Source organism: Pantoea sp. EKM20T, from assembly GCF_011800485.1.
In the GTDB taxonomy this organism is placed as follows: domain Bacteria; phylum Pseudomonadota; class Gammaproteobacteria; order Enterobacterales; family Enterobacteriaceae; genus Pantoea; species Pantoea agglomerans.
In genome coordinates this window covers 78,748-105,541 of record NZ_JAALFW010000008.1, presented here as the reverse complement: position 1 = coordinate 105,541, position 26,794 = coordinate 78,748, and the positions used below count along the sequence as shown (strand labels likewise).

17 protein-coding genes are annotated in these 26,794 nt (G+C 58.2%); 3 read left to right on the top strand and 14 right to left on the bottom strand.

The features are described 5' to 3' along the window. Positions 1-47: 47 nt before the first annotated feature. The 5 genes from HFD94_RS15075 to glyQ form a co-directional block, all read right to left on the bottom strand. A complete protein-coding gene (locus HFD94_RS15075) occupies positions 48-521 on the bottom strand; it encodes a hypothetical protein (RefSeq protein WP_122889786.1) in 474 nt (157 codons plus the stop codon). After that, positions 518-10,843, bottom strand: a complete 10,326-nt coding sequence (locus HFD94_RS15070; protein WP_167433261.1) for a hemagglutinin repeat-containing protein — start codon at positions 10,841-10,843, stop codon at positions 518-520. The genes HFD94_RS15075 and HFD94_RS15070 overlap by 4 nt, the downstream gene beginning before the upstream one ends. 58 nt (positions 10,844-10,901) lie before the next feature. Beyond that, positions 10,902-12,632, bottom strand: coding sequence for a ShlB/FhaC/HecB family hemolysin secretion/activation protein (locus HFD94_RS15065; protein ID WP_167433260.1), 1,731 nt, complete (start codon positions 12,630-12,632; stop codon positions 10,902-10,904). A 378-nt stretch (positions 12,633-13,010) separates the two neighbouring features. Beyond that, positions 13,011-15,080 carry a glycine--tRNA ligase subunit beta gene (glyS, locus tag HFD94_RS15060; RefSeq protein ID WP_010258943.1) on the bottom strand — a complete coding sequence of 690 codons (2,070 nt, stop codon included), beginning with the start codon at positions 15,078-15,080 and terminating at the stop codon, positions 13,011-13,013. A gap of 9 nt (positions 15,081-15,089) precedes the next feature. Next, on the bottom strand, positions 15,090-16,001 hold the full coding sequence (gene glyQ / locus HFD94_RS15055; RefSeq protein WP_003849680.1) for a glycine--tRNA ligase subunit alpha: 912 nt from the start codon (positions 15,999-16,001) through the stop codon (positions 15,090-15,092). A 221-nt stretch (positions 16,002-16,222) separates the two neighbouring features. Here glyQ and HFD94_RS15050 point away from each other — a divergent pair, with 221 nt between their 5' ends. After that, the gene (locus tag HFD94_RS15050; protein ID WP_010671618.1) at positions 16,223-17,218 is read left to right on the top strand and encodes an acyltransferase; all 996 of its coding nucleotides are present in this window, start codon (positions 16,223-16,225) and stop codon (positions 17,216-17,218) included. Here the strand turns inward: HFD94_RS15050 and HFD94_RS15045 are convergent. Further along, positions 17,203-18,135, bottom strand: coding sequence for a GlxA family transcriptional regulator (locus tag HFD94_RS15045; RefSeq protein WP_122889784.1), 933 nt, complete (start codon positions 18,133-18,135; stop codon positions 17,203-17,205). The genes HFD94_RS15050 and HFD94_RS15045 overlap by 16 nt on opposite strands. 11 nt (positions 18,136-18,146) lie before the next feature. Next, positions 18,147-18,806, bottom strand: coding sequence for a 6-phosphogluconate phosphatase (gene yieH / locus HFD94_RS15040; RefSeq protein WP_010258939.1), 660 nt, complete (start codon positions 18,804-18,806; stop codon positions 18,147-18,149). A gap of 152 nt (positions 18,807-18,958) precedes the next feature. On the opposite strand from yieH, the gene HFD94_RS15035 reads away from it, so the two are divergent. After that, positions 18,959-20,272, top strand: a complete 1,314-nt coding sequence (locus tag HFD94_RS15035; protein ID WP_010258938.1) for an NCS2 family permease — start codon at positions 18,959-18,961, stop codon at positions 20,270-20,272. A 36-nt stretch (positions 20,273-20,308) separates the two neighbouring features. Here HFD94_RS15035 and HFD94_RS15030 read toward each other — a convergent pair whose 3' ends face one another. Continuing rightward, on the bottom strand, positions 20,309-21,058 hold the full coding sequence (locus HFD94_RS15030) for a 4'-phosphopantetheinyl transferase superfamily protein (RefSeq protein ID WP_010258937.1): 750 nt from the start codon (positions 21,056-21,058) through the stop codon (positions 20,309-20,311). 220 nt (positions 21,059-21,278) lie between these two features. Here HFD94_RS15030 and HFD94_RS15025 point away from each other — a divergent pair, with 220 nt between their 5' ends. Continuing rightward, positions 21,279-21,638, top strand: coding sequence for a DUF4440 domain-containing protein (locus HFD94_RS15025; RefSeq protein ID WP_167433259.1), 360 nt, complete (start codon positions 21,279-21,281; stop codon positions 21,636-21,638). A gap of 54 nt (positions 21,639-21,692) precedes the next feature. Here the strand turns inward: HFD94_RS15025 and HFD94_RS15020 are convergent, their stop codons facing one another. The 6 genes from HFD94_RS15020 to rpmH all read right to left on the bottom strand — a co-directional run bounded on the left by HFD94_RS15020 (position 21,693) and on the right by rpmH (position 26,390). Beyond that, the gene (locus tag HFD94_RS15020; RefSeq protein ID WP_010258936.1) at positions 21,693-22,283 is read right to left on the bottom strand and encodes a malonic semialdehyde reductase; all 591 of its coding nucleotides are present in this window, start codon (positions 22,281-22,283) and stop codon (positions 21,693-21,695) included. Positions 22,284-22,548: 265 nt separating this feature from the next. Then, positions 22,549-23,913, bottom strand: a complete 1,365-nt coding sequence (gene mnmE / locus HFD94_RS15015; RefSeq protein ID WP_010258935.1) for a tRNA uridine-5-carboxymethylaminomethyl(34) synthesis GTPase MnmE — start codon at positions 23,911-23,913, stop codon at positions 22,549-22,551. A 92-nt stretch (positions 23,914-24,005) separates the two neighbouring features. After that, entirely contained in the window at positions 24,006-25,652 is a 1,647-nt protein-coding gene (gene yidC, locus HFD94_RS15010) for a membrane protein insertase YidC (protein ID WP_010258933.1), read from the bottom strand. Positions 25,653-25,654: 2 nt separating this feature from the next. Continuing rightward, the gene (yidD, locus tag HFD94_RS15005; RefSeq protein ID WP_008926397.1) at positions 25,655-25,912 is read right to left on the bottom strand and encodes a membrane protein insertion efficiency factor YidD; all 258 of its coding nucleotides are present in this window, start codon (positions 25,910-25,912) and stop codon (positions 25,655-25,657) included. Next, positions 25,876-26,235, bottom strand: coding sequence for a ribonuclease P protein component (rnpA, locus tag HFD94_RS15000; RefSeq protein ID WP_008926396.1), 360 nt, complete (start codon positions 26,233-26,235; stop codon positions 25,876-25,878). The genes yidD and rnpA overlap by 37 nt, the downstream gene beginning before the upstream one ends. Positions 26,236-26,249: 14 nt before the next feature. Beyond that, a complete protein-coding gene (gene rpmH / locus HFD94_RS14995; RefSeq protein WP_003849659.1) occupies positions 26,250-26,390 on the bottom strand; it encodes a 50S ribosomal protein L34 in 141 nt (46 codons plus the stop codon). Positions 26,391-26,794 lie beyond the last annotated feature (404 nt).

Genomic DNA, 26,794 nt, shown 5'->3' with positions numbered 1-26,794 from the left:
TCATTAAAGTTAAGAAAACGTCGGTTAATTGAGGTCTAGGTTCTAATTTATAAGTGTTGATATTTAATACCTTCGTCTTGTTCATATGATGACGACAAAGATTCCAACATGCTTATTTCATCTCCAACATTCATAATGAACAAGATTAATTCACCTTCAAAAACCAGCTTTACACCTATAAATGCATCCTCTAATGAAGAAAAAATTAAAAATACTTTTAAAAGTTTTTTTTCGATATAATTAACGAACGGATAAACGTGTGAAATATCAATGACCGTTTCTCTCCCATATTCGCCAAGATCATTTCCCTGGAGAGATACGTCTGTTAATTCAAGTGTCGAGCCATCCCTTCCACATTTAAAACTCTCCATCTCTTCAACTTCTGAAAAAACAAGCTGTAATTGCTGAGGGTGACTAAAATCATGAGTTTCAAGCGAATAAATCACCCCATTAACCCTTAGAAGCTTTCTTCCAACGACACTGCGAGCCCATTTTTGATATCCTCCCACAACATTAATCATTTCGGATCCCCCTTCAATGCATTTATTACAGATGTATTATTAATACCATCTTTAAGGATAGTGACGAAGCTACCATCTGGTTTGGTAACAACAACATTATTACCCTTGATCCTAAAAAATACATCTCCACGACTGGCCCCGATTCCAGTACCTTGCCCCGCAAATTTTCCAGCAATAACTTTATCCGGGTGAGAACCGATATCATTGATAATATCTAATACACGCTGTCTATCTGCTGCGTTCGATGCATTACCACCAAAATCTTCAGCGTGTTTTCCAAGCTTTTTACCTAGTTGTGCATTGTTAACTGAGAATGCAGCATTAGATCCAACTCCAGAGCTTGGTAAAGATATTTGGCCAGGACTCGGTAAATGCCCTGATATTTCATCGCTGGCCTTATTAATCAGCTTCGACGCTTCAGCCACGTCGCCTTTCTTCAGCGCCGTTTCTGCTGCCCTGATGACCTTGCCTGCCGCATCTCCCGCGCCAGGAATGATACCGATTGCAGCCACAAGGTAATCAAGCGCCGACTGCGCTTCCGCAAAGTTTTTGATATCACCCACAACAGGAACGAAGTCAGCACCCAGCGAAGCCATATCTTTCAGCGCTTCACGCCGCTCTTCATACATCTTCACCGAGCAGGCTTCGGCGCTCATGCCGCTGCAGTTTGCCTTCTTATAGCGTTCGTTTTCCGCCTCAACGTACTCACCGGCCTTCTGTTCCGGCGTTTTACCTTCAGACTGCGCCTGCGCAATATCACTCAGTGCGTTATTTTCCAGCGACGTTTTTCCCGCCTGAGCCCCCGCCACCGCATCCGCCGTGCTGTCACCCACAACGCCGCCCGCAAGACCCGCCGCCAGCGTACCCAGCGCGCTTATCGTCTGCCGCTGCTCCTCAGACAGGTCACTGCGCTTAACCCCCGGATACAGCTGCTGCGCGATGTACTCGCCCATCACCGCGCCCGAGGCTCCGGCCAGCGCAGCATTGCCCGCCGCGTACGAGGTTACCGCACCCAGCACCGCGTGCGCCATCAGGTTCGCCTGAACATTAACCTTACCGTTCGCGTCCGTCGTCAGTTCATGTATCTTTTCCGCCAGGTACGGTGCCGACGCGCCGCTTATCGCCTGCGCCAGGTTCCCGCCCGACAGACCCTGCACCGCCGCCGTCACCGCGCTGATGCCCTGCTGCAGCGACGAACCCGTGCCGAACGGCTTCATCGCCGTATCATAAGCCTGCTTCGCTATTTCATCTGCCGTCGGGTTCAGCTTCCCTTTTTTGACCAGCTCTTCCCTCGCAGCCGCCAGCGCCGCCGGGTCGGCCTTCGCCTTCATACCCGCTATCTGGCCCTGCGTCCGGGCGATATCTCCCGCCTGCGCGCCGATTTCCCCGATAAGCCGCGCCGCCTTCAGCCGGTTCTGCTCCTTCTCCTTGTCGAAGATGACGTCCAGCCCCGGATTGGCATTCGCCACGTCGCGGCTGAGGTCCGCCACGTCCTGCGTCTGCTGTTCCTTATCGCGGATAACGATGGTGCCCTCACTCACCGCCGCCTTCGTGGTGGAGTCCGCGCTGCCGCTGTCGTTCAGCCCCGCCAGCATGCCGTTCGCCATGTTCCCGGCGAACTGACCGCCCACGCTACCGCCCGTGCTCATGCCCGCACTCTGATGCTCCACCTCATATTCCGCGTGGTTCTCAATATTGCCGAAGCCCAGCGTGCCGGTGTCGAGCTTATTCAGGCTGGCATCTGCCGTACTCGCAATAACCGCGCCGTTCAGCTGCGTATGCTCACCCACCGTGACGTCAAAGCCGCCCTTGCCCGCAAAAATCCCGGTCTGCTCGGCCACGCTCTGCCAGGTGCTGTGCATCTTATCCCGGCTCACGTTCACGTTCGCCGACCCGGTCATTGAGCCGAAGGTGAAGCTGCCGCCCGCGCTGGCGCTCTGCTGCTTGCTGTCGTAGCGGTCGCTGTCCTGCTCTGAGGTCAGCGTCAGGTTGCGGCCCGCGTCCACCTTCACGCTCTCACCGTTTGCCTGCGCGCCCGTGAGCGTGATGTCGCGCCCGCTGGTCAGGCTGAGCCGGTTGCCCGCGTCCAGCGTGGTTTCGCTGTGCGTCAGCCCGTTGCCTTTTTCGCTGCCCTTCGCCGCGTTGATGCTCGCCGACACGCTGATGCCGTAGCCGCCTGAACCCACGCCGATGCCTACGCCGACGCTGCCGCCCTTGCTGCTGTTTTTCCCATCGGTGCTCTGCGTGTTCTGCGCCGACTGCAGCAGGATGTCCCGTGACGCATCAAGACCCAGGTCGCCGCCCGCCTTCAGCTGGCTGCCGGCGATGCTGATGTCGCCGCTCTGCGCCGTACCGTTTTTGCCGGTTGCCGTGACGGTCAGATTCCGGCCCGCCGTCAGCGTACTGCCCTTCGACTGACTGCTCTCGGTACGCGTTTCTCTTTTCGACGACTGACTGCCGTACGAGGCGCTGACGCCGATGGTGTTGGTCGAGCCCGCCTGATAGCCGTCCTGCCCCGGCTTCAGGTCGCCGGCGGCATTGTGTGCGTCCGCGGCGGCGGTGTTAAGCCCGTCCATCTGAGCTGCCTGCGCCGCCTGCACCCCGTTCAGCGCCGCCTGGGTGTTCTGCAGCGCGCTGACACGCCCGCCACCCGACTTCCTCGCCTGCTGCGCGCTGCTCACTGCCGTGTTGAGCGCGCTGCCTGCCGTGCCTGACAGGGCGATGCTCAGACCGCTCTGTTTCTGCTCGAAGGTTTCCTTACGGCTGCGTGAATCAAAGCCCGGGTCGATAGTTACGCTGTCGCCCGTCAGGTTCATGTCCTGACCTGCCACCAGGTCTGCGCCGCCGACGTGCAGCCGGTTGCCCGCCGTGATATCCACGCTGCCCTGGCTGCTGCCGATGGTGCTGACGCTCTGGCTCTGGGTGGTGCCTTTCTCATCAATTTCGTGCCGCGTGGACTGCTTGCCGATGGTGAAACCGATGCCACCGCTGCCCAGCAGCCCGCTTTTTTTCTTTTCTTTCAGCTGGTAGTGGCTGTCGGTCTCGGTTGCCGCGCCGATCTCCACGTCGCGTCCGGCCCGCAGACTGACGTCCTGGTCTGCGGCCACCGCCGAGCCGGTCACCGTCAGATCGCGCCCGGCAATGACCGTGACACTTTCGCCGCTCAGCAGGCTGCCGTTCTCGCGCGTGCTGCCGTCCTGCGTAATAGTGTGGCTGCTGCTCTTTTTCAGGAAGCCTTTTCTCTCAGAACGTTCTTCACTAAAGTCAAACGCCCGTTCGGTGGCGGTATTGAGGGTCACATCCTGTTTCGCCTGCAGTGCAACGGCCCCCAGCTCACTGTGCAGAGTGCTGGCCGTGGCGGTGATGCTGCCGTCCTGCGCTACCACCGTAACGCCATCACGTCCACTGAGTGTACTCCCCACCACGTTCTCACTCAGCATTTCCTCTGAGCGTTCACCTTTGGTTTTCCGGCCGCGACTTTTTTCTTCTGAGACGCGGTGCTCGCTGTCTGTCGTGTGGCTGAGGATGACATCCTTTTTCGCCTGCAGCGCAACAGCACCCTGTCCGCTGTGCAGCGTGCTGCCGGTGACCGTCACGTTACCCTCACGCCCGATGACCGTTACACCCTGTTCTCCGCTGAAGGTGCTTCCCATGCTGCCCTCGCGAATCGTCTCCTCGTCACGATGACTGCGGGTATTACCCAGCCGCCTGTTCTCGCTGTCCAGGTCCTGCGTGTGGGTACGCGCGTCCTTGATGGTAACGCTCTGCGCACTGACGCCGATGCGGCCCTGGGTACTGTCAACCTGCGCGCCTTCGGCCAGCAGGTTATTACCCGCCACCAGCGTCACACCCTGAGCGCCGCTCAGGGTGCTGAGCAAAAGACGATCTTCCGTGCGGCTGTTGCTGACCGATGAAGTCCGGCTGCCAGCCTCAAGATGGGTGGTATTGGTGGTGGTTTCAGCGCCGATGTGAATGTCGCCGCCAGCCTGAACCCGGGCAGAGCCGGAGGCGCTGGCCTGGCTACCGGTCAGCGTCAGGTCACGCCCGGCCGAGAGCAGAAGATTGCCACCGGCGTTAAGCTCGCTGCCCTGCGCCTGCTGCCACTCGCCGCTGACCTGCGCCATGCGCCTGCCCGCTTCTTCTATGCCGCTGCTGGTGCGGTTACCCATCGCCCCGGAGATCACGTTCAGGCTGCCGCTGTGACTGCTTTTCGCGGCACCGATCTCAAGGTTGTTGTGCGCGCTCAGACTGAGGTTATTGGTGGCATTGAGTTTCGCGCCCTGCAGCCGGATATCGGTGCCGCTGAGGCTGATATCCTCAGCACTCATCGTCGCCTGACGCAGGGCATTCTGCAGATCGGTGCTGATCGTCAGCGTCTCCGCCTTCACATCAATGCTGCCCGCCTTGATATCGCCGCCCAGGTGCTGAAACTGCCCGCTGTCGATGGAGAGCGCCTGATCCGCAAAGAGGTTACCGGCATTGGTCACGCTCTCTGCCGAGAGCTGCAGATTACCGCCGCCAATCACCGCGCCCGCGCCAGTCAGGCGCAGCGTGGTCTGTGCCAGATAAACTTTCGGCACCCACACAGTCTGAGGGCCGTCTGCCGTATCAACCGTTTCGCTGACCAGCCAGACGATATCCTGTTGCAGCGCCGCAATCTGTTGCGGCGTCAACGCCACGCCCGGCACCAGATGGAAATCCTGCGCCACTTTAGAGCCGTTGTTCATTAGCTCCTGATACTGCGCCATCGCATCCCAGCCGTTAACGGAAGGCCTGCCGGTCAGTTTCAGGACCTGCTCGCGAACCAGACGCTGCTCATAAAAACCGTCGCCCAGGCGTTTATGCACCTGTGACGGATCGTAACCCACCCGTTCAAGCAGATAGTCGCTGCTGATAAATTTGCTCTGGCTGGTAAAACGCTCGTCAGTCACGATCAGATACGGGCTGCCCGCCGCGGTATGCTGGCTGAACAGACCATTATTGGTGATGGTTGTGGCGACTTTCTCCAGCTGTTGTAGCGCCGTCAGGGCCAGTTCAGCCGGTAACAGTGGGCGACCCGATGTGTTATTACCCGTCGTAAGTTCTGTGTCGCCGTCATGGCGGGCGACCCCGTCCACGGCAAATGCCAGTGGGTTACGTTCATACTCAGCGCGCTCAGCGTCCACTGCCTGCAGCGCCGCTTCAAGCTGGCTTATCTGCGCCTGATTAACGGTGGTAGTGCTGATGCTGGCCCCGTTAATGCTGACGTTGCCGTTGCCGCTAATGATGCCGTCAACGGTCGCCAGGGCGGTGGTCTCATCGGAATTGAAGGTCGGATACCAGTGGTGGGTATCTTTATCCATATGATCGACAATCACTTCCTGGCGTCGCTCATTGACCGAGTAACCCCGGTTATCAATGCTGCCACCGCCATCCAGTGTCAGATTGCCGTTAGCCGTGATCACGCTGGCATCGTTGAATAACGCTCCGGTGATGCGCAGGATCATGTTGCCGCCCGCCAGAATACGGGCGCCAATGCCTTCGCTGACCAGCTTGTCACGCTTGACGGTGCCGGTTGCAGTTCGTTCACGGAAGTTGTTGTAATCAGTGACGAACGGCGCATTGTCGATATCGATATGCTGTTCAGGATCCCACTGCTCAAGGCGCCCACGGTTGTATTCGCGCCATACCGTGTTCTGATAGGGAGTTGGTACGTTATTTTGCCGGAATCCGCGAGTTTCATAGAACGTCATGGCATACGTGCCATCGGCGCTGGGGTTCAGCGCCAGATAGTTAACCCAAAGATCGGTCAGCACGCCCTGATTGTTCATGACCCGTACCTGAGCGCGTTTGCCCACAGCGTCAATTGCCAGCAGGGTGCCGTAAGGATTGCTCTGCGCCGCGGCCTCATCCTGGAAAGTCAGTTGCTGAGTCGTTGACGCCATGGTGCTGAGATCCGTGCTCACTGCTGAGCCGTAAGATCGCCAGTAGTAGTTATAACGATGCCACTTGTAGTCGCTGGTCTCAGCCTCACGCTCTATCACCAGCCCTTCGCGCAGGTTGTCGAGCCGCCGCGCTTCCAGCGTCATATCACCGTCCGCTTCAATAAAGCTCGCCCGGTTCTCGATCAGGTCATCGCTATGCAATGACAGGCGATTGCCGCTATAGAGCAGCGCGCCATCTGTGTTGCTCAGCCGCTCACGGGCCTGCAGGGTCAGGTTTTGAGTTGCCGCGATGACCGCAGGCTGTCCATGGTTGTCGATCACCCGGGAACGCACGGTGACTTCATCACCTATCAACGCGGCACGGTTATCCAGCGAGTCGACATTCAGCGTCAGGTCGTCGGCTTCAAGACGCCCGCTGTTCAGCAGCGCACCGGTCGTGAGCTGAACTGTTTTGCCCCCCAGCATCGCCGGGTTGGTTATGCCTGCCGCATTCAGCACCAGATTACCCGGCAGCAGCCAGTCCACCAGGTTAGTAAACGCCCCGCTCAGAGAGACAGTCACCGTGCCGTTACTGCTGATGGTTTCGTCCGCCTGGCGGGTGTAGTCCTGTTGCGCGCTCAGCCTCAGAGCTTGCAGGCCCAGCAGCGTGCCGCCCTGATTATCGAAAGAGTGTGCATGGATGTTTAATGCGCCAGCACTCTCCAGCCGTCCGCTCTGATTGAGCAGCACCAGCGTTGAATCAGTCGGTGAGAGATCACCATTGAGGGTGAGATCGCCATTCGCCAGCACCCGTCCCTGACGGTTGTCCAGCTGTGCAACACCGCGCAGCATGAGCGTTCCGGCGCTCTGCAGCCGTCCGGCGCTGTTATCGATATCACGTGCAGTAATGTCGCTGTAGGTGGTGCCGAGTAACAGACCGCCGTCGCGGTTGATAAGGCGATCGGCCTGCAGTGAGAGCCCCGCCTGACTGCTGATCACACCCTGGGTACTGTTATCGATCGCCGTGGCGTTCAGCACAAGATCCTGGGTGGCGACAAGCTGGCCGCCCTGATTGTTCAGTTGTGCGGCTTCAAGGGCCAGCGCCGCGCCGCTGTGGACTTTGCCCTGCTGGTTGTTGAGCGTGCCGACGTGATAACTTCCCGCGCCCTGGCTAATCAGTGTGCCGCTGGCATTCTCCAGCTGCCCGGTGGTCAGATTAATCGCTTCACGGCTGCTGAACACGCCCTGACGGTTGTTGATCGCTGCGGCATTGATCTGCTGCCCGCCATTACTGCGTACCGCGCCGCCCTTGTTATCAAACTGCCCTGACAGCTGAAGTGTCAGCTGTTGCTGGCTGTCGATATTGCCGCCTGTGTTGTTCAGCGTCTGCGCATCCAGCTGGAACGCTTCGCCGCTCTGGATCTTACCGGCCTGGTTATGCACATCCCCGGCCAGATTCAGCTTCAACTGCCGCTGACTGTAGAGCAGACCGCCCTGGGTGTTATCGAGTCGCGCAGCGGTAATAGTCAGCCCCTCACCAGCCAGCCACTGGCCATCCGCATTGTTAATGTTACCGGTGCGGCTGCCTTCGGTCTGACCCTGAACGGTAAGCTGCTGCTGAGCAGAGACTTTACCGGCCAGGTTGTTGATATCCTGCGCAATGCGTAACGCCATGCCAGCAGCCGATTGCAACACGCCGCTGGCGTTACTAAGCCAGTTCGCCGAGAGTTCAGCCTGCTGCTGACTTTGTACGCTGCCCGCCGTGTTATCGAAACCGGCAGTCGTGGCAGTCCAGCTTCCCTGGCTGCCCATCCAGCCCTGCGTATTGCTCATCTCCTGCGCCTGAAGCGTCTGGCTTAACCGGCTGAAGATGCGGCCATTGCTGTTATCCAGACGACCAGCAACCTGCATATCCAGCGTATCCAGCGCATTGATCGCGCCCTGAGCATTCAACAGATTTGCGGCGCTGGCCTGCGTGCGGCCATTACCGGTCAGGGTGCCACCCTGATTGTCCCAGTCGCCCGCCAGGTTCAGCGTCAGTGCCTGCTGGCTGAGAATCTGCCCTGACTGGCGATTGTTCAGTGCGCCGCCCTGCAGCAGCAGATCGCCGCCGCTTTGCAGCGATCCGCCATCGTTATCAAATAGCGTCGCTGCGGTGCCATGGACCGCGAGGGCATTTTTCGCCGTGAGTTTGCCGCTCTGGTTGAGGATATCGCCACGGCTGGTCAGCTCCAGATCACCGCCAGACTGCAACCGGCCGCTGGCGTTATTGAGCTGATCTGTCGTCGCCGTGACTCGCTCACCGCCCTGTGCCGTTCCGTCGCGGTTCTGCCAGAGTCCGCCGCTGTTGAGTGAGAGATGATGACCCGCTTCGATCCAGCCATCGCTGTTATCCAGGCCCTGTAGTGTCGTCAGATCGAGATCGCGCTGGCTGACGATCTCGCCCTGCACATTATTCAGATGCTGTGCGGTCAGCGACAGCTGACCGCCGTTCAGGGTGCCAGCGTGATTATCGAGATCACCGCCCGCGCTGAGCGTCAGCGCATCACCGGCCAGCAGCTTACCCTGACTGTTGTTAACTGCGTCGCGGGCATTAATAACCAGCGCGGCCTGGGTTTTAACGGTGCCACCCTGGTTAGTCAGGCTGCCTGTCTCAAGCGTCAGATCGCCGTTGTTACCCAGCTCACCCGCGGTATTGTCGAGCAGACCGTCAATCCGCCATTTTTGGGCGGCGTTGTCGAGTGCGACCATGCGTCCACGCTGGTTATTGAGCGAGGCGGCCCGGAAGCTGAGTTGCCGGCTCTCAATCGCTCCGTCGCTGTTATCCAGCCCACCACTCAGGGTGAAGCGGCTTTCGCCACTTCCGGTCTGCGACCATCCGGCCTGCTGGCTGAACAGGCTGCGTCCATCGATCTGCCAGCGCCCGGCGCTAATCTGCGCCTGCTGCGCCTCGATATCACCTGCCGTGTTAATCACCAGCTCCGTGCCATTGATCACCGCCTGCCGCACGGCAACTCCACCCTCCTGAGCCGTCAGCGTTGCGCGGCTGGCGGCGACCTGAGCGCCACTGAGATCGACCCGGCGTCCGCGCGCGCTGACCTCTTTTTTGCTCAGCAGGCTGCCGCTGGCCCGAATGGTATCCTGGCTCTCCAGTTGCAGATTAGCTTCCTGCACAACCTGGCTACTGGCATCGCTGCCTGCCAGCAGGTGTCCGCTGCTCTGGATGCTGCGGGCCGCCGTCAGCCGCACATCACCTGCCGCCGCCAGGGTGCCGGACTGAGTGATTCCGCCTTCGCGGCTCCGGACCGTCAGCTGACCGCCACTGTGGAGCTTGCCCTGATAATCGATATCCTCTCTGGCCGCAAGACTGATGTCGCCTCCGGCCTGCGTCACGCCATCCTGCGCCGCCGACTGCCAGACAAGCTTACCTTCGCTGCTCACCACCAGCGTTTTGCCCGCCTGCACCTGAGCGTTCTGATTTCGCACGCCGACGCCCGCTTCAGTGCCTATCATGCGGATCTGGCCGCTGTACATGCCGCCCATCTGCCCCATGTCGATCGCCAGTTCAGGTCTGGCGCTGCCGTCATCAGCCAGCGGTGTGACCGTCTGTGCGTCTGCGCTTACGCGATTGCGACCGGCCACCACCGCCAGCTCTTTTTTGGCCCAGACGCCCGCATTGATCTCCACCGCGCGGGCCAGTATGTCAACATACTCAGTATCATGACGGGGATCGCCGTTGAGTCCGCCGCCTTCAATGCGCACCACGCCGCGTTCGACCTGATAACCCGCCAGACTGCCGTCAGCGTTGAGCTGTGGTTTGCCGGTGGTCAGCGTCATCCGTCCGGCGTTGATGGTGCCGCATCCGTTACAGACAATCCCGGCCGGGTTGGCAACGATCACCTGCGCCCGTCCGCCCGCCACTTCCATATAACCGCGCAGCTGGCTGGGATTATTGCTGTTTACTTCGTTGATGATTACCCGTGCCGCTGGGGTGTCTGGGTTGAGATTCGGGTTGCCCTGAATCATTCCGGCCAGTTGTGTTGAGGTCATCACTGCGGAGTTATTCAGGATGGCGCCGTTCTGCGCGACATCGAATTGCTGATACTGGTTATGCGAGATACCCGCCTGATTGGGGGCGGTGATATTAACCTGCGGAAGCCCATTCTGGGTGGCGATGACGTCCGGCCGCTGTCCTGGCGTAGCATTGCTATCCGCCACAATGCCGTTCGCCATTGCAGGCCCGGCAAACAGGGCCATTCCCAGCAGCCACGCCGCGCGGCGTAAAGTGACCCAGAGACGCGGCGTGCCGTTGCCACGGCTCTGACCGGGCTCCGTGCTGCAACTGCGGGCAAGTTCTGACACCACCCGGAGTTCCCCATGGGTGCGGCTGAAGATAATGCGATAGCAATGTTTATTCATGGGTCACATCCATGTGAAAGTCACTCAGTTCAGATAGCGGGATCGCCCGCTTTGGTGGTCAGATTTCCAGGTTAACGCTGAAACCCGCCGTCGCGCCTGATGTATGAAATCCCGCGGGTTTATAGAGCGGAATGCCCGCAAACAGGTCGTAGCTGAAGCGCCCCCAGAGCGCGCCGCGTACGCCTATTGCACTGCCTGCCAGTTGATGTCCGACCAGGTCGCGAGTCGCAGGTCCGCTTACCCGGCCATAATCGGCAGCCAGATAGAGCTCATGTCCGCGCGAGAAAAGATTCCAGCCAATTTCGTTGCGCCACAGCAGTCCTTTTTCCCCCGACAACATCTGTTCACCGTCGAAGCCGCGTACCGTATAACGGCCGGCAATCGCCATGCGCTCCTGTGGCGTCAGGGCATTCGGACTCCATTGGCCCCGCACACTGCTGTAGACCCGCCAGGGCTGCTCGCCCACAGCGAAAGGATGGTTGATGCCGAGGTCGCCCAGCAATATGCCGGTACGCGCGCTGCCCTGATGACGCGACTCTTCTGGTGCAGGAAGCGCATTAAACGCACCAGTACCGCGCCGCCAGGCGATACTGGCGTCCAGCGTGCTGCTGCCCAGATAGCTATGCTGATTCAGGCCCAGTTCCCAGCCCGCGGTGCGCCGCTTTTGCTGCACAATGTCGATATCGTTGACGGCGTTGGTGGAGTGTTTGCGGTAGCCACGCAGATTAAGCGTGGTTTTGTTCGACTGATCGCGGTAGAGCAACCGGGAGACCGTGAGCTGGAAATTATCGCTCTTGCCGCTGTAGCGCAGCACCTCATTGGCATTGGGGATGTTCTGGTGATAGGTGTAGTCGTTGTAGTTGGCGGAAACGGCCCAGTAGCCTATCGGGAAAAAGTAATTCAGGGTGTGCGAGCGGTTACCGAACGGCCCATGCTCAAACAGATTTTTGCCAATATTGGCGTAAAACAGATCGTTCTGCGCAAAGGGCGCATCCACTGCGAGGGTGGCGGAACCGAGGTAGCGCCCGGTACTTCTGGAGCCGCTGTCATCCAGTCCCAGACTGAGCCGCACCGGTCTGCCTTCGCGCCAGTTGACCTGCAGATCGCTGGTGGCTTCCTGCTCGCCCGGCACGATTTTAATGTCGGCACTGGCACTGGGCACCCGCTTGAAGTTTTCCAGCCCCTGCTCAATATCCCGCAGATTTAATATCTCGCCCGATGACGCCGGAATCGCATTCCACAGCCGTCCACGCCAGAAAACCGGTTCATCAAAACGGATCCTGCTGATACGGCCCGGCTGTAACGTCAGCGTTAATACGACTTTAGTCAGATCCTGCTCCTGTGCCATGACGCGGGTGGTGACATAGCCTTTGGCGAGAATTGCATTCTGCACTTTGTTAATGACCAGCACGATGCCCTGTCCGCCCAGGCAGCGGCCGGTGGCATCCGCGGCGGCGTCGAGCGCCCACTGAAAACGGCTGGCTTCGTCGCCAGTCAGGGCGATCTGATTGATGGTAAAGCAGGGTTGCTCACCGGCAGGATAACCGGGCAGACGACTATCAGGACGGGGAAGATGTTCATTCGCCTGCGGCGCATTCTGCTGTTGCAGCACGCGCTCGCGCGTCTGCTGACGCAGTTGCTCGCGGGCATCAATCGCCTGGCCTTCTTCGCGGGGATTATCGGCTGGCGGGGCTGCCATCAGCGGGGAAGCAGAGCAGAGCAGCGCGCCTGCCACCATGGCGAGCAGACGCACTGGCGGATGACAGAGCGATAAACAAATCCTTTTCATGAAAATTCCATTTCACTAAATGTAACCGGGTGTAAATTCTGGCGAATTATCCATCAGGAAAGGGGAAAAAAAAGAGGGCTGGCTATTTTTAGGGCGGTTTCTTAACCACCGGATTGATGAAAAACTTTAGAGTATGACCGGAGAAAAATTAACAAGTAACCTTTTGATATATAGACATAATATTTATAATCTGGCGCATCGAAACAGCCGATTCCTGATGACCGGCAATGGCTGTTTAAGCACTTTAGCGTATTCATTTGCACCCTAAAAAATGGCCGCTATAGCGGTCACACTCAGGTATGAGTTGAAAACATCAGGCCAAAAAATCCCATAAAAAAAGGGACGATTGCTCGTCCCTTTTTCGCACAACAAATAGCATTACTGCAGCAGCGAGATATCCGCGACCTGCAGGAACAGCTCACGCAGTTTTGACAGCAGCGTCAGGCGATTAACCCGCACCGCCTGATCGTCGGCGTTAACCATCACTTTATCGAAGAAGTTGTCTACCGCAGTACGCAGCTGTGCCAGTTCGACCAGCGCATCCTGATAACGACCTTCAGCGAAGTAAGGCTGCAGCTTGCTGCTCAGCGCAGTGACAAAGGTCGCCAGCTGGATCTCTTCGTTCTCTTTCAGCAGCGACGCCTGCACGCTCTCATTCAGCGTTTCAGTCGATTTTGCCAGAATGTTAGAGACGCGCTTGTTCGCCGCCGCCAGTGCTGCGGCTGCTTCCAGCGTACGGAAGTGCGACACCGCTTTCATGCGTGCATCAAAGTCAGCCGGACGGGTCGGACGACGCGCCAGAACCGCCTGCAGCGTGTCGATGCTGTGACCCTCTTCCTGATACCAGGCGCGGAAGCGACCCAGCATAAAGTCGATCACATCATCCACCACGCGGGCGTTGCTCAGCTTGCTGCCATACAGGCGCACCGCTTCTTCGGTCAGAGTCTGCAGGTCGAGCGGCAGGTTCTTCTCAACGATGATACGCAGCACGCCCAGCGCCGCACGACGCAGTGCGAACGGGTCTTTGTCGCCTTTTGGATGCTGACCAATGCCGAAAATACCGGCCAGCGTATCCATTTTATCGGCAATCGCCAGTGCACAGGCGACAGGGCTGGACGGCAGATCGTCACCGGCAAAGCGCGGCTGATACTGCTCATTCAGCGCCACCGCCACATCTTCGGCTTCGCCGTCGTGACGCGCGTAGTGCATGCCCATCACGCCCTGGGTGTCGGTGAACTCGAAGACCATGTTGGTCATCAGGTCACACTTCGACAGCAGGCCCGCGCGGGTGGCGTGATTCACATCTGCGCCAATTTCACCGGCAATCCAGCCCGCGAGGGCCTGAATGCGATCGGTTTTATCGCGCAGCGTGCCCAGCTCTTTCTGGAACAGCACCGTCTCCAGACGCGGCAGGTGATCTTCCAGACGCTTTTTGCGGTCAGTATTAAAGAAGAACTCCGCATCGGCCAGGCGTGGACGTACCACTTTTTCGTTGCCGGAGATAATCTGGCGCGGATCGCTGGATTCGATGTTGGTGACGAAAATGAAGTTCGGCATCAGGTTGCCGTCATTGTCATACACCGGGAAATACTTCTGATCGCCTTTCATGGTGTAGACCAGCGCTTCCGCAGGTACCTTGAGGAATTTCTCTTCAAAGGTCGCGGTCAGGACCACCGGCCACTCCACCAGCGATGTCACCTCTTCCAGCAGGCTGTCGCTGATATCAGCGTTGCCGCCTAAACGGCGTGCTGCTGCTTCAGCATCGGCTTTAATCATCGCTTTGCGGACCTGATAGTCGGCAATGACCTGGCCGCGTTTTTCCAGCACATCAGGGTACTGATCGGCGTTGTCGAGCGTGATTTCGCTTTCACCCATAAAGCGGTGACCACGAATAACCCGATCTGACTTAATGCCCAGAATGGTGCCTGGGATCAGCTCATCGCCCAGCAGCATCGTCACGGTGTGAACCGGACGAACGAACTGCACATCGCTGTTGCCCCAGCGCATCAGTTTTGGCACCGGCAGCTTGCTGAGCGCGGTAGCGATCATTGCGGGCAGCAGCGCCTGGGCCGCTTCGCCTTTGACCTGAGCGCGATAAACCAGCCATTCGCCTTTATCGGTGGCGAGACGTTCAGCCTGATCGACGGTAATGCCGTTGCCACGCGCCCAGCCTTCAGCGGCTTTGGTCGCGTTGCCGTCAGCGTCAAACGCAGCAGAGATCGCCGGTCCGCGCTTCTCTACTTCCCGATCGGGTTGTGAGGCGCTCAGGTTTGCGACTTTCAGCGCCAGACGACGCGGCGCAGCAAACCAGCTGACCTCGCCGTGGCTCAGGTTAGCGGCATCCAGTTCAGCAGTTACCTGCGCGGCAAAGGCTTCTGCCAGGCTGCGCAGGGCTTTTGGTGGCAGCTCTTCGGTGCCGATCTCCACCAGGAAGGTTTGTTCAGTCATGGCTGCCTCTTACTTTTTGTTATTGCACATCGGGAAGCCCATTGCCTCGCGAGAGGCGTAGTAAGCTTCAGCCACGGCTTTGGTCAGGGTACGAATGCGCAGAATATAGCGCTGACGCTCTGTTACCGAGATCGCTTTGCGGGCATCCAGCAGGTTGAAGCTGTGTGCCGCTTTCAGAATGCGTTCGTAGGCGGGCAGTGGCAGCGGTTTTTCCAGCGCCAGCAGATGCTGCGCCTCTTTCTCATACTGCTCGAAGCAGGTAAAGAGGAAATCAACGTCAGCGTATTCGAAGTTATAGGTGGATTGCTCCACTTCGTTCTGATGGAACACGTCGCCGTAGGTGGTTTTGCCCAGCGGACCGTCGCTCCACACCAGATCGTAAACGCTGTCGACGCCCTGGATGTACATCGCCAGACGCTCCAGACCGTAGGTAATCTCGCCGGTCACCGGCTTACACTCCAGGCCGCCAACCTGCTGGAAGTAGGTGAACTGCGTCACTTCCATGCCGTTGAGCCACACTTCCCAGCCGAGTCCCCAGGCACCCAGCGTCGGGTTTTCCCAGTTATCTTCCACGAAGCGAATGTCATGCACCGTCGGGTCCATACCCAGCTCTTTCAGCGAGCCAAGATAGAGCTCCTGAATGTTATCCGGTGAGGGTTTGATGATCACCTGGAACTGGTAATAGTGTTGCAGGCGGTTCGGGTTTTCACCGTAGCGGCCATCGGTAGGACGGCGTGATGGCTGCACGTAAGCGGCGGCGATCGGCTCCGGGCCGAGTGCGCGCAGGCAGGTCATCGGGTGTGAAGTGCCAGCGCCCACTTCCATGTCCAGCGGTTGGACAATGGTGCAGCCCTGACGCGCCCAGTAATCCTGCAAGGTCAGGATCAGCCCCTGAAAGGTTTTGGTATCAAACTTTTGCATGTTGAGTGTGCACGCGCTTCGGTTAGATTAAAAAAAGAGGCCGACAGTATACCCTTTGACCGCGCGATGTGCAGCCGTAAATCCCAGGCGCTACCGGCGCGTTTTCGCGGTGATTCAGTGCGCTGGCATACAGATGGCTCCGAATCCTGCTGGCAGCAGTTGTTGCTCTGGTCGCATTTGGCTACCCTTTTGCGCACGGACGCTATGCGCAAGAGGATGCCATGCCGCAGAAGATTTACTGGATCGATAATTTACGCGCGGTTGCCTGCCTGATGGTGATCGTGATTCACACCACCACCTGGTATATCACCGGGCCGATGGCGGTGACTGGCATCACCTGGGATGCGGCTAATCTGCTGAACTCAGCATCACGCGTCTGTGTTCCGCTGTTCTTTATGATCTCCGGCTATCTGTTTTTCGGCGAACGCAGCGCCCAGCCGCGCCATATGCTCCGGCTGGTGCTCTGTCTGCTGTTCTACAGCGCGGTATCGCTGGCCTATATCACCTGGCTGACCCCTATCAGCGAAGGGCGATCAATCCTGAAGATGCTGCAGAAGCCGGTGTTTTATCACCTGTGGTTCTTCTTTGCGCTGATCGGCATCTATCTGCTGTCACCCCTGATCCAGGTAAAAACCGTGCAGGCGCGCTACGTGGCGCTGCTGGTGCTGGTGCTGGCGGTGCTCGCCAACCCCAATACGGTCAGCCAGTCGCTGGGGCCGTTTCACTTTCTGCCGGTTAATCTCTATGTCAGCGGTGACAGTATCTACTACCTGCTCTATGCGCTGCTGGGACGGGCTATCGGCACGATGGAAACGACCCGGCGCGGCCTGACGCCGCTGGCTGCCGGGCTGTTTATCGCCTGTGTGATTGGCATTACGTTAGGGACGAAACAGGCGCTGATCGTCAACGGGGCGTTTAATGACACCTGGTATCTCTACTGCGGACCGCTGGTGTTTATCGCCGCGATCAGCCTGCTGATCGTGTTTAAAAACAGCCTGAACCAGCGCACGCTGCCGGGTTTAACGGTGATTGCACGCTATTCACTGCCGATCTACGGCTTTCATGCGCTGTTCATTCACTACCTGCGAACGCATCATTACGATGATATGTCGCGTCCGTGGCTCGACCTGCCCTGGGTGTTCGGGCTGACACTGGGCGGCAGCCTGTTGCTGGGGATGGCGCTGAAACGCGTCGATACCCGTCACTTTGTCAGCTGATCGGCTTCGCGCTGGCGGGCGCGCCGTAGCTGGCGCGCCGATGAAAACCCCGCCGCCAGCGCCGCTTTTTCGGCAGATTCACCCTGCTGCTGACGCTGGCGTGCCACGCCAACCCGCAGCTGCTCATGGTATTCACGCACGCTAATCCCCAGATGCTGGCGAAACAGCCGCGCCAGATGGCGGCTGCTGACATGCGTGCGTCCAGCCAGCTCGGTCAGGGTCCAGCCGTGCTCAGGATGGGCAATCATCAGATCCTGCGCCCGATGAATGGCCGGATGCATGTGGTTGCGGTAACGCAGCCACGGCGAAAGTTGCGGATCGTCACCGGCACGGCGGAACCAGACCACCATCTCCCGCGCTACCGCCAGCGCGGTTTGCGTATCGCAGAGCTGATTAATCAGATGCAGCGCCAGATCGATTCCCGCCGTGATGCCTGCGCTGGTCCAGATATTCTCATGCCCGACAAACACCCGGTTCTCCTGCACCCGTGCGCGCGGGGCCGCGGCTTTCAGGCGGGCAATTACATCGTGATGGGTGGTGCAGAGCACGTCATCCAGCATGCCTGCCTGCGCCGCCAGCAGCGCACCCGAGCAGACGCAGACCAGCATAAAGGTCTGCGCGCACAGCGCGGCGTGCTGGCGCATCAGCCAGTCGCGAGCCTCTCCGGCCTGCGGCGTGGCGTAACAGACCTGCGAATCATAGACGCCAGGCACCACCAGCAGACTCCCGGCGGGCAACTGTTCAGGTAACGGTTCGATGCCGCCAATGGTCATGCCGGTGGAGCAGACCACCTCCGGCTGCGGGCCGATGTAGCGCAGCGTAAAGTGTTCGCCCGCCAGCTTCAGCGTCTCGGCCGGGCCGGTGAGATCCAGCGCCATCACGCCGGGCAGGGTTAAAAACCAGACGGTGTGTGTCATGCTGGCCCGCGCTACACCAGATCCCAGCCACGGGCGCGCCACAGCGCAGGCAGTTGCGCCATATCGTCGAAGCGCGTCACCAGCGGATGATCCAGTTCAGGGTTGTGCGGGTCAGCGCAGTAGTAGTAGACCGGAATGCCAGCGGCGATACCGGCGCGGGCGCCCGCTTCGGAGTCATCCACCAGAATGCAGCGCTCAATCGGCACCTGCATCTGTTCCGCAGCGTGGTACATCAGTTCCGGATCGGGCTTCCAGTGCAGAATGTCATAGCCGCTGTAGAGGTGCTCCGCAAACAGCGGCAGCATGCCGGTTAAGCCCAGCGAGTGCTGCATCTTTTTTACCGTCCCGTTTGAAACCACGCACATCGGCACCTTGATCTGCTCAACCAGCGCTTTCGCGCCCGGGATGGGCTGCAGTTGCTGATCAAACAGCCGCGCGACCTCTGCGCGATAAGCAGTCTCCACCTCTTCCATCGGCAGCGTCACCTGATGCGCGTCGCCGACGTCACGAATAATGTCGTAGAGTTTGACGCCCTTATACTTTTCAAACATCTGCTGCAGCGACAGTTCCAGGCCGTAACGGGCAAAGGTGTTGACGTAGGCCTGGGTACAGAGCAACTCACTGTCCACCAGCGTGCCATCGCAATCAAAAAAGACGCATTCTACTGACATCAGACTCTATCCTTCGATTCAGGGGTGTGCTCCACACTCTACCGCACTCAGCGCAGATTGCGAGACTGGCAATCGGTTGCGAAAAATCATTGTATTGCCCCGGTAAAATCGCCAGGATACGCGCCGATGATTTTTTCTTCTGGATGGATGGCATGAGCAAGCAAGGCGTTTTGCAGCGCATCTTCAGGCTGCAGGAACATGGCACCACGGTGCGCACCGAAGTGATCGCGGGTATCACCACCTTTCTGACGATGGTCTACATCGTCTTCGTCAATCCGCAGATCCTCGGCGTCGCCGGCATGGATACCCAGGCGGTGTTTGTGACCACCTGTCTGATTGCCGCTTTCGGCAGCATTCTGATGGGACTGTTTGCCAATCTGCCGGTGGCGCTGGCGCCCGCAATGGGGCTGAACGCCTTTTTCGCCTTTGTGGTGGTCGGGGCGATGGGCTATTCGTGGCAGGTGGGTATGGGCGCGATCTTCTGGGGTGCGGTCGGCCTGCTGATCCTGACGCTGCTGCGGGTTCGCTACTGGATGATTGCCAATATCCCGCTGAGCCTGCGCGTCGGCATTACCGCCGGTATCGGCCTGTTTATCGCCATGATGGGGCTGAAGAATGCCGGTATTATCGTGCCGAATCCCGATACCCTGGTGGCCGTGGGGAACCTGACCTCGCACAGCGTACTGCTGGGCGCGCTGGGCTTCTTTATCATCGCTATTCTGGCATCACGCAATATCCACGCGGCGGTGCTGATCTCGATGGTGGTTACTACCGCTATCGGCTGGATGCTGGGTGACGTGAAGTTTGTCGGCCTGTTCTCTGCGCCGCCTTCCATTACTTCTGTGGTCGGCCAGGTGGATATCAAAGGCGCCTTCAACATCGGCATGGCAGGCGTGATCTTCTCCTTTATGCTGGTCAATCTGTTCGACTCCTCCGGCACGCTGATCGGCGTCACCGATAAAGCGGGACTGACCGACGAAACCGGCACTTTCCCGCGCATGCAGCAGGCGCTCTATGTCGACAGCATCAGTTCAGTGAGTGGCGCGCTGGCAGGTACCTCATCCGTGACCGCCTATATCGAAAGCACCTCGGGCGTGGCGATTGGTGGCCGTACCGGCCTGATGGCCGTGGTCACCGGCCTGCTGTTCCTGCTGGTGACCTTCCTGTCACCGCTGGCCGCGATGGTGCCGTCTTACGCCGCTGCGGGCGCGCTGATTTACGTTGGGGTATTAATGACTGCCAGCCTGTCGCGCGTACGCTGGGATGATTTGACCGAAGCCGTTCCGGCGTTTGTGACCGCCGCCATGATGCCCTTTAGTTTTTCCATCACCGAAGGCATTGCGCTGGGATTCATCGCTTACTGCGTCATGAAGCTGGGTACTGGCCGCTGGCGTGAAATCAGCCCCTGCGTAGTGATTGTTGCTCTGCTGTTTGTGCTGAAGATTGTTTTTGTAGACGCGCACTAAGCGCATTCAGGGCCGCAACCTCTGGGTTGCGGCTTTTTACATTTCTGGATGCAGGCTGCGCTCGCTGGGCAGGCTGGTCAGCCGCAGAGCATGAGGCCCGATGTTGGGCTTACCCATCTCTATTTCGCGTAATGCGTGCCACTGAAAGGCGTTATCCATCTCCCACAGATGCAGACGCTGAGTCGCAGACGACAGCGCACACGACCAGACCAGCATAGGCTCCGCATCACACACCACCTGAATATCGGGATAGAGTGAAGATCGCAGCCGACCCGCACCGGGCAACAGGCGCAGCGAATCCAGTCCCCGATCGCCCTCTCCCGTCAGCTTGAGAATGCTCTGGCGTAATGTCCAGATCTGCGTCACCGCCTCCATGGCATCCTGCTGGGCATTGATCCAGGCGATCTCGCCCGAGGTTAATCCCTGAATCAGCTGCTCCTGAGTCTGACGGCTTCTGGCATGCACAATCTCCATATCCAGACCGGCACGTCCACCTTCTTCGGCCAACAGCACACCCACCGTATTGCCCGCATAGGCGATGCTGAAATCGGGCAGATCGCTGTCAGCAAAAACGGGGCGTCCGTTGCTCTGGATAAGCAGGCGCGGCAGTTCACCAATGCCATAAACCCGTAGCATCAGTTGTGCCAGCAGGGTACGGGCGGCAAGAAATCGCCCACGGCGTTTGTCAGCAAACTGCTGTGCCGTGTCGGTGATAGCCTGGGGAATGCGTAAATCATTAGCCGGGAAGCCGGGATCGCCCGTCCAGCGTACAAAATGACCAGCCATCTGTCGCTCCGTGAAAATGGTCAGATAATCATCAGAAGCATTGTAGGAATTTTCTTACCTTAATGCACCTGACAACGCACAGATTGGGGTAAATTCGGAATAGGATGAGCAGAGTCGCGAGGGAGAGCTAACCGGACAGAAGCGTCACGATGCCCATCTTCAACAGCTTAAAGGAATTATTGCCGCTGCCTGTCAGCACAGAATAACAGGAGGGTCAGCCATGTTGCTGGACGAAATGGTGAAACGAGAGCGCAGCCTGCACAGTGCCAGGCGACGGGAACTGGCGTGGCTGGAGCAGATACTCCATCCTGACTTTTGTGAGATAACCCCTTCAGGACGCTTTGTGACTCGCGCGCAGACCATCGCGGCGCTGATAAAAGAAGATGCGATGCCCGATATGCTTAGTAGTAACTTTCAGCTGGTGAGCACGGGCGAGAGGAGTCTGATACTGCACTACCAGATCTGTGATGCCGATGGCAGTCGGGCCGCACTGCGCGCCTCACACTGGCTGTGCGAGGGTCAGAACTGGCGAATGGTGTTTCATCAGGGGACGCCTGCAGAAAATGCTGCGCCGCTGTGACACGCTGTTTATAAGGTCATCCGCGTCGCGATTCGACTCGCGACGCGGGCAGCATCAGGCGAAACGGCTCGCCTGCTCAAAGCTCAGTCGCGGCAGGCGCGGATGCAGTTTTGATGCATCACCGTAGCCGAGGTTAATCAGCAGGTTAACCTGATACTGACCGTCGGGGAAAAAGGCGTCATTGACTTTGGCCGGATCAAACCCGGACATCGGACCGGCATCCAGACCCAGCGAACGCGCCGCCAGAATCAGGTAGCCCGCCTGCAGGCTGCTGTTACGGAAAGCGGTCTCTTTTGCCGCTTCCGGGCTGCCGGTAAACCAGCTGCGCGCATCAGCATGGGGGAACAGGGCGGGCAGCTGCTCATAGAACTCGCGGTCCCAGGCCACAATCACCGTGACCGGCGCGCTCATGGTTTTTTCCAGATTGCCGGAAGAGAGTGCCGGTTTCAGCTTCTCTTTGCCTTCCGCCGAGGTCACGAAAACAAATCGCGCAGGCGAGCAGTTCGCCGAGGTCGGGCCCAGTGCCGTTAAAGCATAGAGCTGCTCCAGCAGGGCGTTATCGACGGGCTTAGCCTGCCAGTAACTGTGGGTGCGGGCGTCATTAAACAGCGTGTCCAGTGCGGCAGTGTCGAGCGGTGTACTCATGCAACTCTCCTGTTTCAGGCGAAAAAGTTCGCCCAACGGTGTTCACGTAGTGGGTTTGCGTCCGGTCCGGCGCGGCGACGGATTGCGGGGATCACTCACCGCAATCCGTCGCCGCACGTCAGATCGGCGCTTCAACCGTTATACGGCAATGCCGTGCCGCCGCAAAATAACATATCAGCAAGAATCAACGCAGAGGCGGGAATAACAGGGGAGCAGCGTGGCAGGAAATCTGGCCTGACAGCAGGACGCTATCAGGCCAGCACGGTTATTTACCGATACAGAAGCTGGAGAAGATGCGACCCAGCAGATCGTCAGAAGTGAACTCGCCGGTGATCTCGCTTAACGCCTGCTGGGCAAGACGTAACTCTTCCGCCAGTAGCTCACCGGCCCAGGCACCGAGCAGCTGCGCTTTACCCTGCTGTAAGTGCGTTGCCGCCAGCTCCAGCGCCTGCAGATGACGGCGACGCGCCAGGAAGCCGCCTTCCATATTGCCGGCGAAGCCCATGCTCTGCTTCAGGTGATCGCGCAGCTCGTCCACGCCCGCGCTGGTGCGTGCCGACAGGCGAATCAGTGAGTGACCATTTACTTCTGTCAGACCGAGAGACTCACCGGTGACATCCGCCTTGTTGCGGACCACGGTAATCGGCAGTTCGGGCGGCAGACGGGAGACGAAATCGGGCCAGATCGCCGCCGCTTCGGTGGCATCGGTCGTCGTGCCGTCCACCATAAACAGCACGCGATCAGCCTGTTCGATCTCCTGCCAGGCGCGCTCAATCCCGATGCGCTCCACTTCGTCGCTGGCTTCACGCAGACCGGCGGTGTCGATGATATGCAGCGGCATGCCATCAATATGAATATGCTCACGCAGTACGTCACGGGTGGTGCCTGCGATGTCCGTGACGATGGCGGCGTCACGGCCCGCCAGCGCATTCAGCAGGCTCGATTTGCCCGCATTAGGCCGGCCCGCAATCACCACTTTCATCCCTTCACGCAGCAGGCTGCCCTGACGTGCTTCGGCACGGACGGCATCCAGGTCGCCGATCACCGTATTCAGCTGTGCTTCGATTCTGCCGTCAGAGAGGAAATCGATCTCCTCATCCGGGAAGTCGATAGCGGCTTCGACATAGATCCGCAGGTGAGTGAGTGCTTCCACAAGATGATTGATACGGGTGGAGAAAACGCCCTGCAGGGAGTTCACTGCCGAACGCGCCGCCTGCTCAGAGCTGGCATCAATCAGGTCAGCAATCGCTTCGGCCTGCGCCAGATCGAGCTTGTCATTCAGAAACGCACGCTCTGAAAACTCACCCGGCTGAGCGATACGCACGCCAGGCAGCGCCACGATGCGCTTCAGCAGCAGGTCCAGGATCACCGGGCCGCCGTGGCCCTGCAGCTCCAGCACATCTTCACCAGTAAAGGAGTTAGGACCAGGAAACCACAGCGCAATGCCCTGATCCAGCACGCGGCCATCGCTATCGGTGAACGGCAGATAATCGGCGTAACGCGGCTTAGGCAGTTTGCCCAGCAGCTGGCGGGCGACCTCTGCCGCCTGGGCGCCAGAGACGCGCAGAATGCCTACGCCGCCGCGTCCGGGCGGCGTCGCCTGGGCAACAATGGTATCGCTGTGGCTCATAAATTTTCTCTCGCTACAAAAAACACAGGCGGTCGCTTTGACCGCCTGAGAATAGACTATTTTAGGGCGGGATTGCTCCCGCTCTGGATCGCTTACGCTTTCTTCTTGTCGCGGCTATGCAGACCACGTTTTTCCAGGCCGCGATAAATCAGCTGCTGCTGGAGAATGGTGACCAGGTTGCTGACGATGTAGTACAGCACCAGACCTGACGGGAACCACAGGAAGAACACGGTGAAAATCACCGGCATGTACGTCATGATCTTCTGCTGCATCGGATCGGTCACGGTGGTCGGTGACATCTTCTGAATGAAGAACATGGTGATGCCCATCAGAATCGGCAGGATGTAGTACGGGTCCTGCGCTGACAGGTCATGGATCCACAGAATAAATGGCGCATGACGCAGTTCAACCGAGCCTGACAGCATGTAGTAAAGCGCCAGGAAGATTGGCATCTGAATCACCAGCGGCAGACAGCCACCCAGCGGATTCACTTTCTCTGCTTTATACAGCGCCATCATTTCCTGGCTCTGCTTCTGCTTGTCATCCCCCAGACGCTCACGCATCGCCTGAATTTTCGGCTGCAGCATGCGCATCTTCGCCATCGAGGTGTACTGCGCTTTGGTCAGCGGGTACATGATGCCGCGCACGATGAAGGTGATCACGATAATGGAGAAGCCCCAGTTACCGATGAAGCTGTGAATAAATTTCAGCAGTTTGAACAGCGGCTGAGAGATAAACCACAACCAGCCGTAATCTACGGTCAGATCAAGGTGCGGCGCAATCGCTGCCATCTTGTCCTGAATTTCCGGGCCGACCCACAGCGTTGCACCCAGATTCTGCTGTGCGCCCGCGGCAATGGTGACCGGTGCAGATTTATAGCCAATCGCCGCCACGCCATTACCCAGGTTGCTGGTGTAAAGGGTGTTGGTGCCTTCAGTACGCGGAACCCATGCTGTTGCAAAGTACTGCTGCAGCATCGCAACCCAGCCATTGCTGGTGGTGGCGTTCAGGTTCTCGTTATCCGCGATGGTGTCGAATTTATACTTCTCATATTTCGACTCGCTGGTGGAGTAGGCCGCGCCACGGAAGGTGTGCAGAGCAAAGTTGTTGCTGCCGGTATCACGATGCTTAGGCAGATCGATGGTCTGCTTCAGCTGGCCAAACAGCGACACTTCCAGCGGCTGCTGGGTGGTGTTGTTGACATGATAATCGACATTAACGGCATATTCGCCACGCTTGAAGATGAAGGTTTTGGTGTAAACCACGCCATTTTCAGCGGTGTAGGTCATCGGCACACGCAGTTCGGACTGGCCATCAGCCATCTCGAAGTGATCCTGCGCAGCGTTGAACAGCGGACGCGCGCCGTTGTTCGGGTTATCCGGGCCATTACGACCGGTCAAACCACTCTGTGCCTGATAAAGGAACGCTGGCGTTGTTTCAAGCAGCTGGAACGGCTGGTTAGAACCCAGTTTGTCCGGGAAAGTCAGCAGCTGTGCTTGTTCAACATCACCGCCTCGGGTGTTGATATTCAATGACAGGACATCAGTCTTAACGGTGATCGTCTGGCCCTGACCGCTGGCCGGTACACCCTGACTGGCGGTATCACCCGCTACGCTGTTTGTGCCTTGTGTGGTCTGCGTCTGCTGTGGCTGCGGAGCGTGGTCCGTCTGCCAGGCTTGCCAGATCATAAAGGTCACGAACAGAAAAGCGATGAGAAAGAGATTGCGTTGCGAATCCATCGTTAATGTTCTCTGGTATCAAAGGTTTTTGGCGGCACAGGATCGTCACCACCCGGGTTCAAGGGGTGGCATTTTAATACGCGTTTTAATGTCAACCAACTGCCTTTTATCAGGCCGAACCTGCGTAATGCCTCAATTCCGTAATGAGAGCAGGTCGGGTGAAACCGACAGTGTGGTCCCAGTAATGGACTGATGCCGCGTTGATAGACGCGTATCAGGACGATCAGGAGCCGCGCGCCAGGCGACAGTGACGACGCCATAATTTCTCCAACGCTTCCGCCAGCATACGGTTATCCAGATCGGCAACCCCCTTCTTCGCGACCACCACGAAGTCCATCGACGGCAGTTCATGTTGACGCAGACGAAAGCTTTCGCGGGTCAATCGCTTGATCCGGTTGCGTTCATGAGCGCGTTTCACATGTTTTTTAGCGACGGTGAGACCGATGCGGGGATGCCCCAGCGCGTTAAGGCGGCCGAGAATAGTAATTTGCGGCGTGCCAGCCCGTTGTGGCTGCTGGAAGACGAAAGTGAAATGAGTGGGAGTTAACAAACGTAACTCCCTGGGAAATGCGAGCTTACCCATCAGGGCTTGCTTTATTACTTAGAAACGGTCAGACGAGAACGGCCTTTAGCACGACGACGTGCCAGAACCTGACGACCATTTTTTGTTGCCATACGAGCACGGAAACCGTGTGAACGGTTGCGCTTCAGTACGGACGGTTGAAAAGTGCGTTTCATGGCGGTTTCTACCTAAACTTGAAAATTTTCACTGGGTGACGCGTTTCGGGCCAGAAAATCGACCTACGCCTCAATGTGTCTTTAATAAAGAGGCGGGATTGTAATAATTGTACAGTCCCGAGTCAATTTACTTCGCGTGTCATAGTGCCTGAAAACCCGCATACAGCCCGCAGAGTCCCGACTTTGCGCCTGATGGCTCAATGTCGGGTGGAGAATTATACGGGCTCCGCACTAAAGCGCAAGGATCGCACGGGATCTTATTGCGATCGGCTTGCCGGATCCTGGGGATAAAATGAGATGTCGCCCGAAATTTTAATGGATTGCGCCAGATCCCTGCTGGTTTTTCCCGCAACTGGCGTAAACTTCTTTGCGCGCCTCTGGCCTGTGGATAAAAAGGATCAAAA

What these genes read in the sequence shown, in the direction of transcription:
- HFD94_RS15075 (WP_122889786.1), bottom strand. Translation starts at nt 521, where the DNA reads ATGATTAATGTTGTGGGAGGATATCAAAAATGGGCTCGCAGTGTCGTT.
- HFD94_RS15070 (WP_167433261.1), bottom strand. Translation starts at nt 10,843, where the DNA reads ATGAATAAACATTGCTATCGCATTATCTTCAGCCGCACCCATGGGGAA.
- HFD94_RS15065 (WP_167433260.1), bottom strand. Translation starts at nt 12,632, where the DNA reads ATGAAAAGGATTTGTTTATCGCTCTGTCATCCGCCAGTGCGTCTGCTC.
- glyS (WP_010258943.1), bottom strand. Translation starts at nt 15,080, where the DNA reads ATGACTGAACAAACCTTCCTGGTGGAGATCGGCACCGAAGAGCTGCCA.
- glyQ (WP_003849680.1), bottom strand. Translation starts at nt 16,001, where the DNA reads ATGCAAAAGTTTGATACCAAAACCTTTCAGGGGCTGATCCTGACCTTG.
- HFD94_RS15050 (WP_010671618.1), top strand. Translation starts at nt 16,223, where the DNA reads ATGCCGCAGAAGATTTACTGGATCGATAATTTACGCGCGGTTGCCTGC.
- HFD94_RS15045 (WP_122889784.1), bottom strand. Translation starts at nt 18,135, where the DNA reads ATGACACACACCGTCTGGTTTTTAACCCTGCCCGGCGTGATGGCGCTG.
- yieH (WP_010258939.1), bottom strand. Translation starts at nt 18,806, where the DNA reads ATGTCAGTAGAATGCGTCTTTTTTGATTGCGATGGCACGCTGGTGGAC.
- HFD94_RS15035 (WP_010258938.1), top strand. Translation starts at nt 18,959, where the DNA reads ATGAGCAAGCAAGGCGTTTTGCAGCGCATCTTCAGGCTGCAGGAACAT.
- HFD94_RS15030 (WP_010258937.1), bottom strand. Translation starts at nt 21,058, where the DNA reads ATGGCTGGTCATTTTGTACGCTGGACGGGCGATCCCGGCTTCCCGGCT.
- HFD94_RS15025 (WP_167433259.1), top strand. Translation starts at nt 21,279, where the DNA reads ATGTTGCTGGACGAAATGGTGAAACGAGAGCGCAGCCTGCACAGTGCC.
- HFD94_RS15020 (WP_010258936.1), bottom strand. Translation starts at nt 22,283, where the DNA reads ATGAGTACACCGCTCGACACTGCCGCACTGGACACGCTGTTTAATGAC.
- mnmE (WP_010258935.1), bottom strand. Translation starts at nt 23,913, where the DNA reads ATGAGCCACAGCGATACCATTGTTGCCCAGGCGACGCCGCCCGGACGC.
- yidC (WP_010258933.1), bottom strand. Translation starts at nt 25,652, where the DNA reads ATGGATTCGCAACGCAATCTCTTTCTCATCGCTTTTCTGTTCGTGACC.
- yidD (WP_008926397.1), bottom strand. Translation starts at nt 25,912, where the DNA reads ATGGCGTCGTCACTGTCGCCTGGCGCGCGGCTCCTGATCGTCCTGATA.
- rnpA (WP_008926396.1), bottom strand. Translation starts at nt 26,235, where the DNA reads ATGGGTAAGCTCGCATTTCCCAGGGAGTTACGTTTGTTAACTCCCACT.
- rpmH (WP_003849659.1), bottom strand. Translation starts at nt 26,390, where the DNA reads ATGAAACGCACTTTTCAACCGTCCGTACTGAAGCGCAACCGTTCACAC.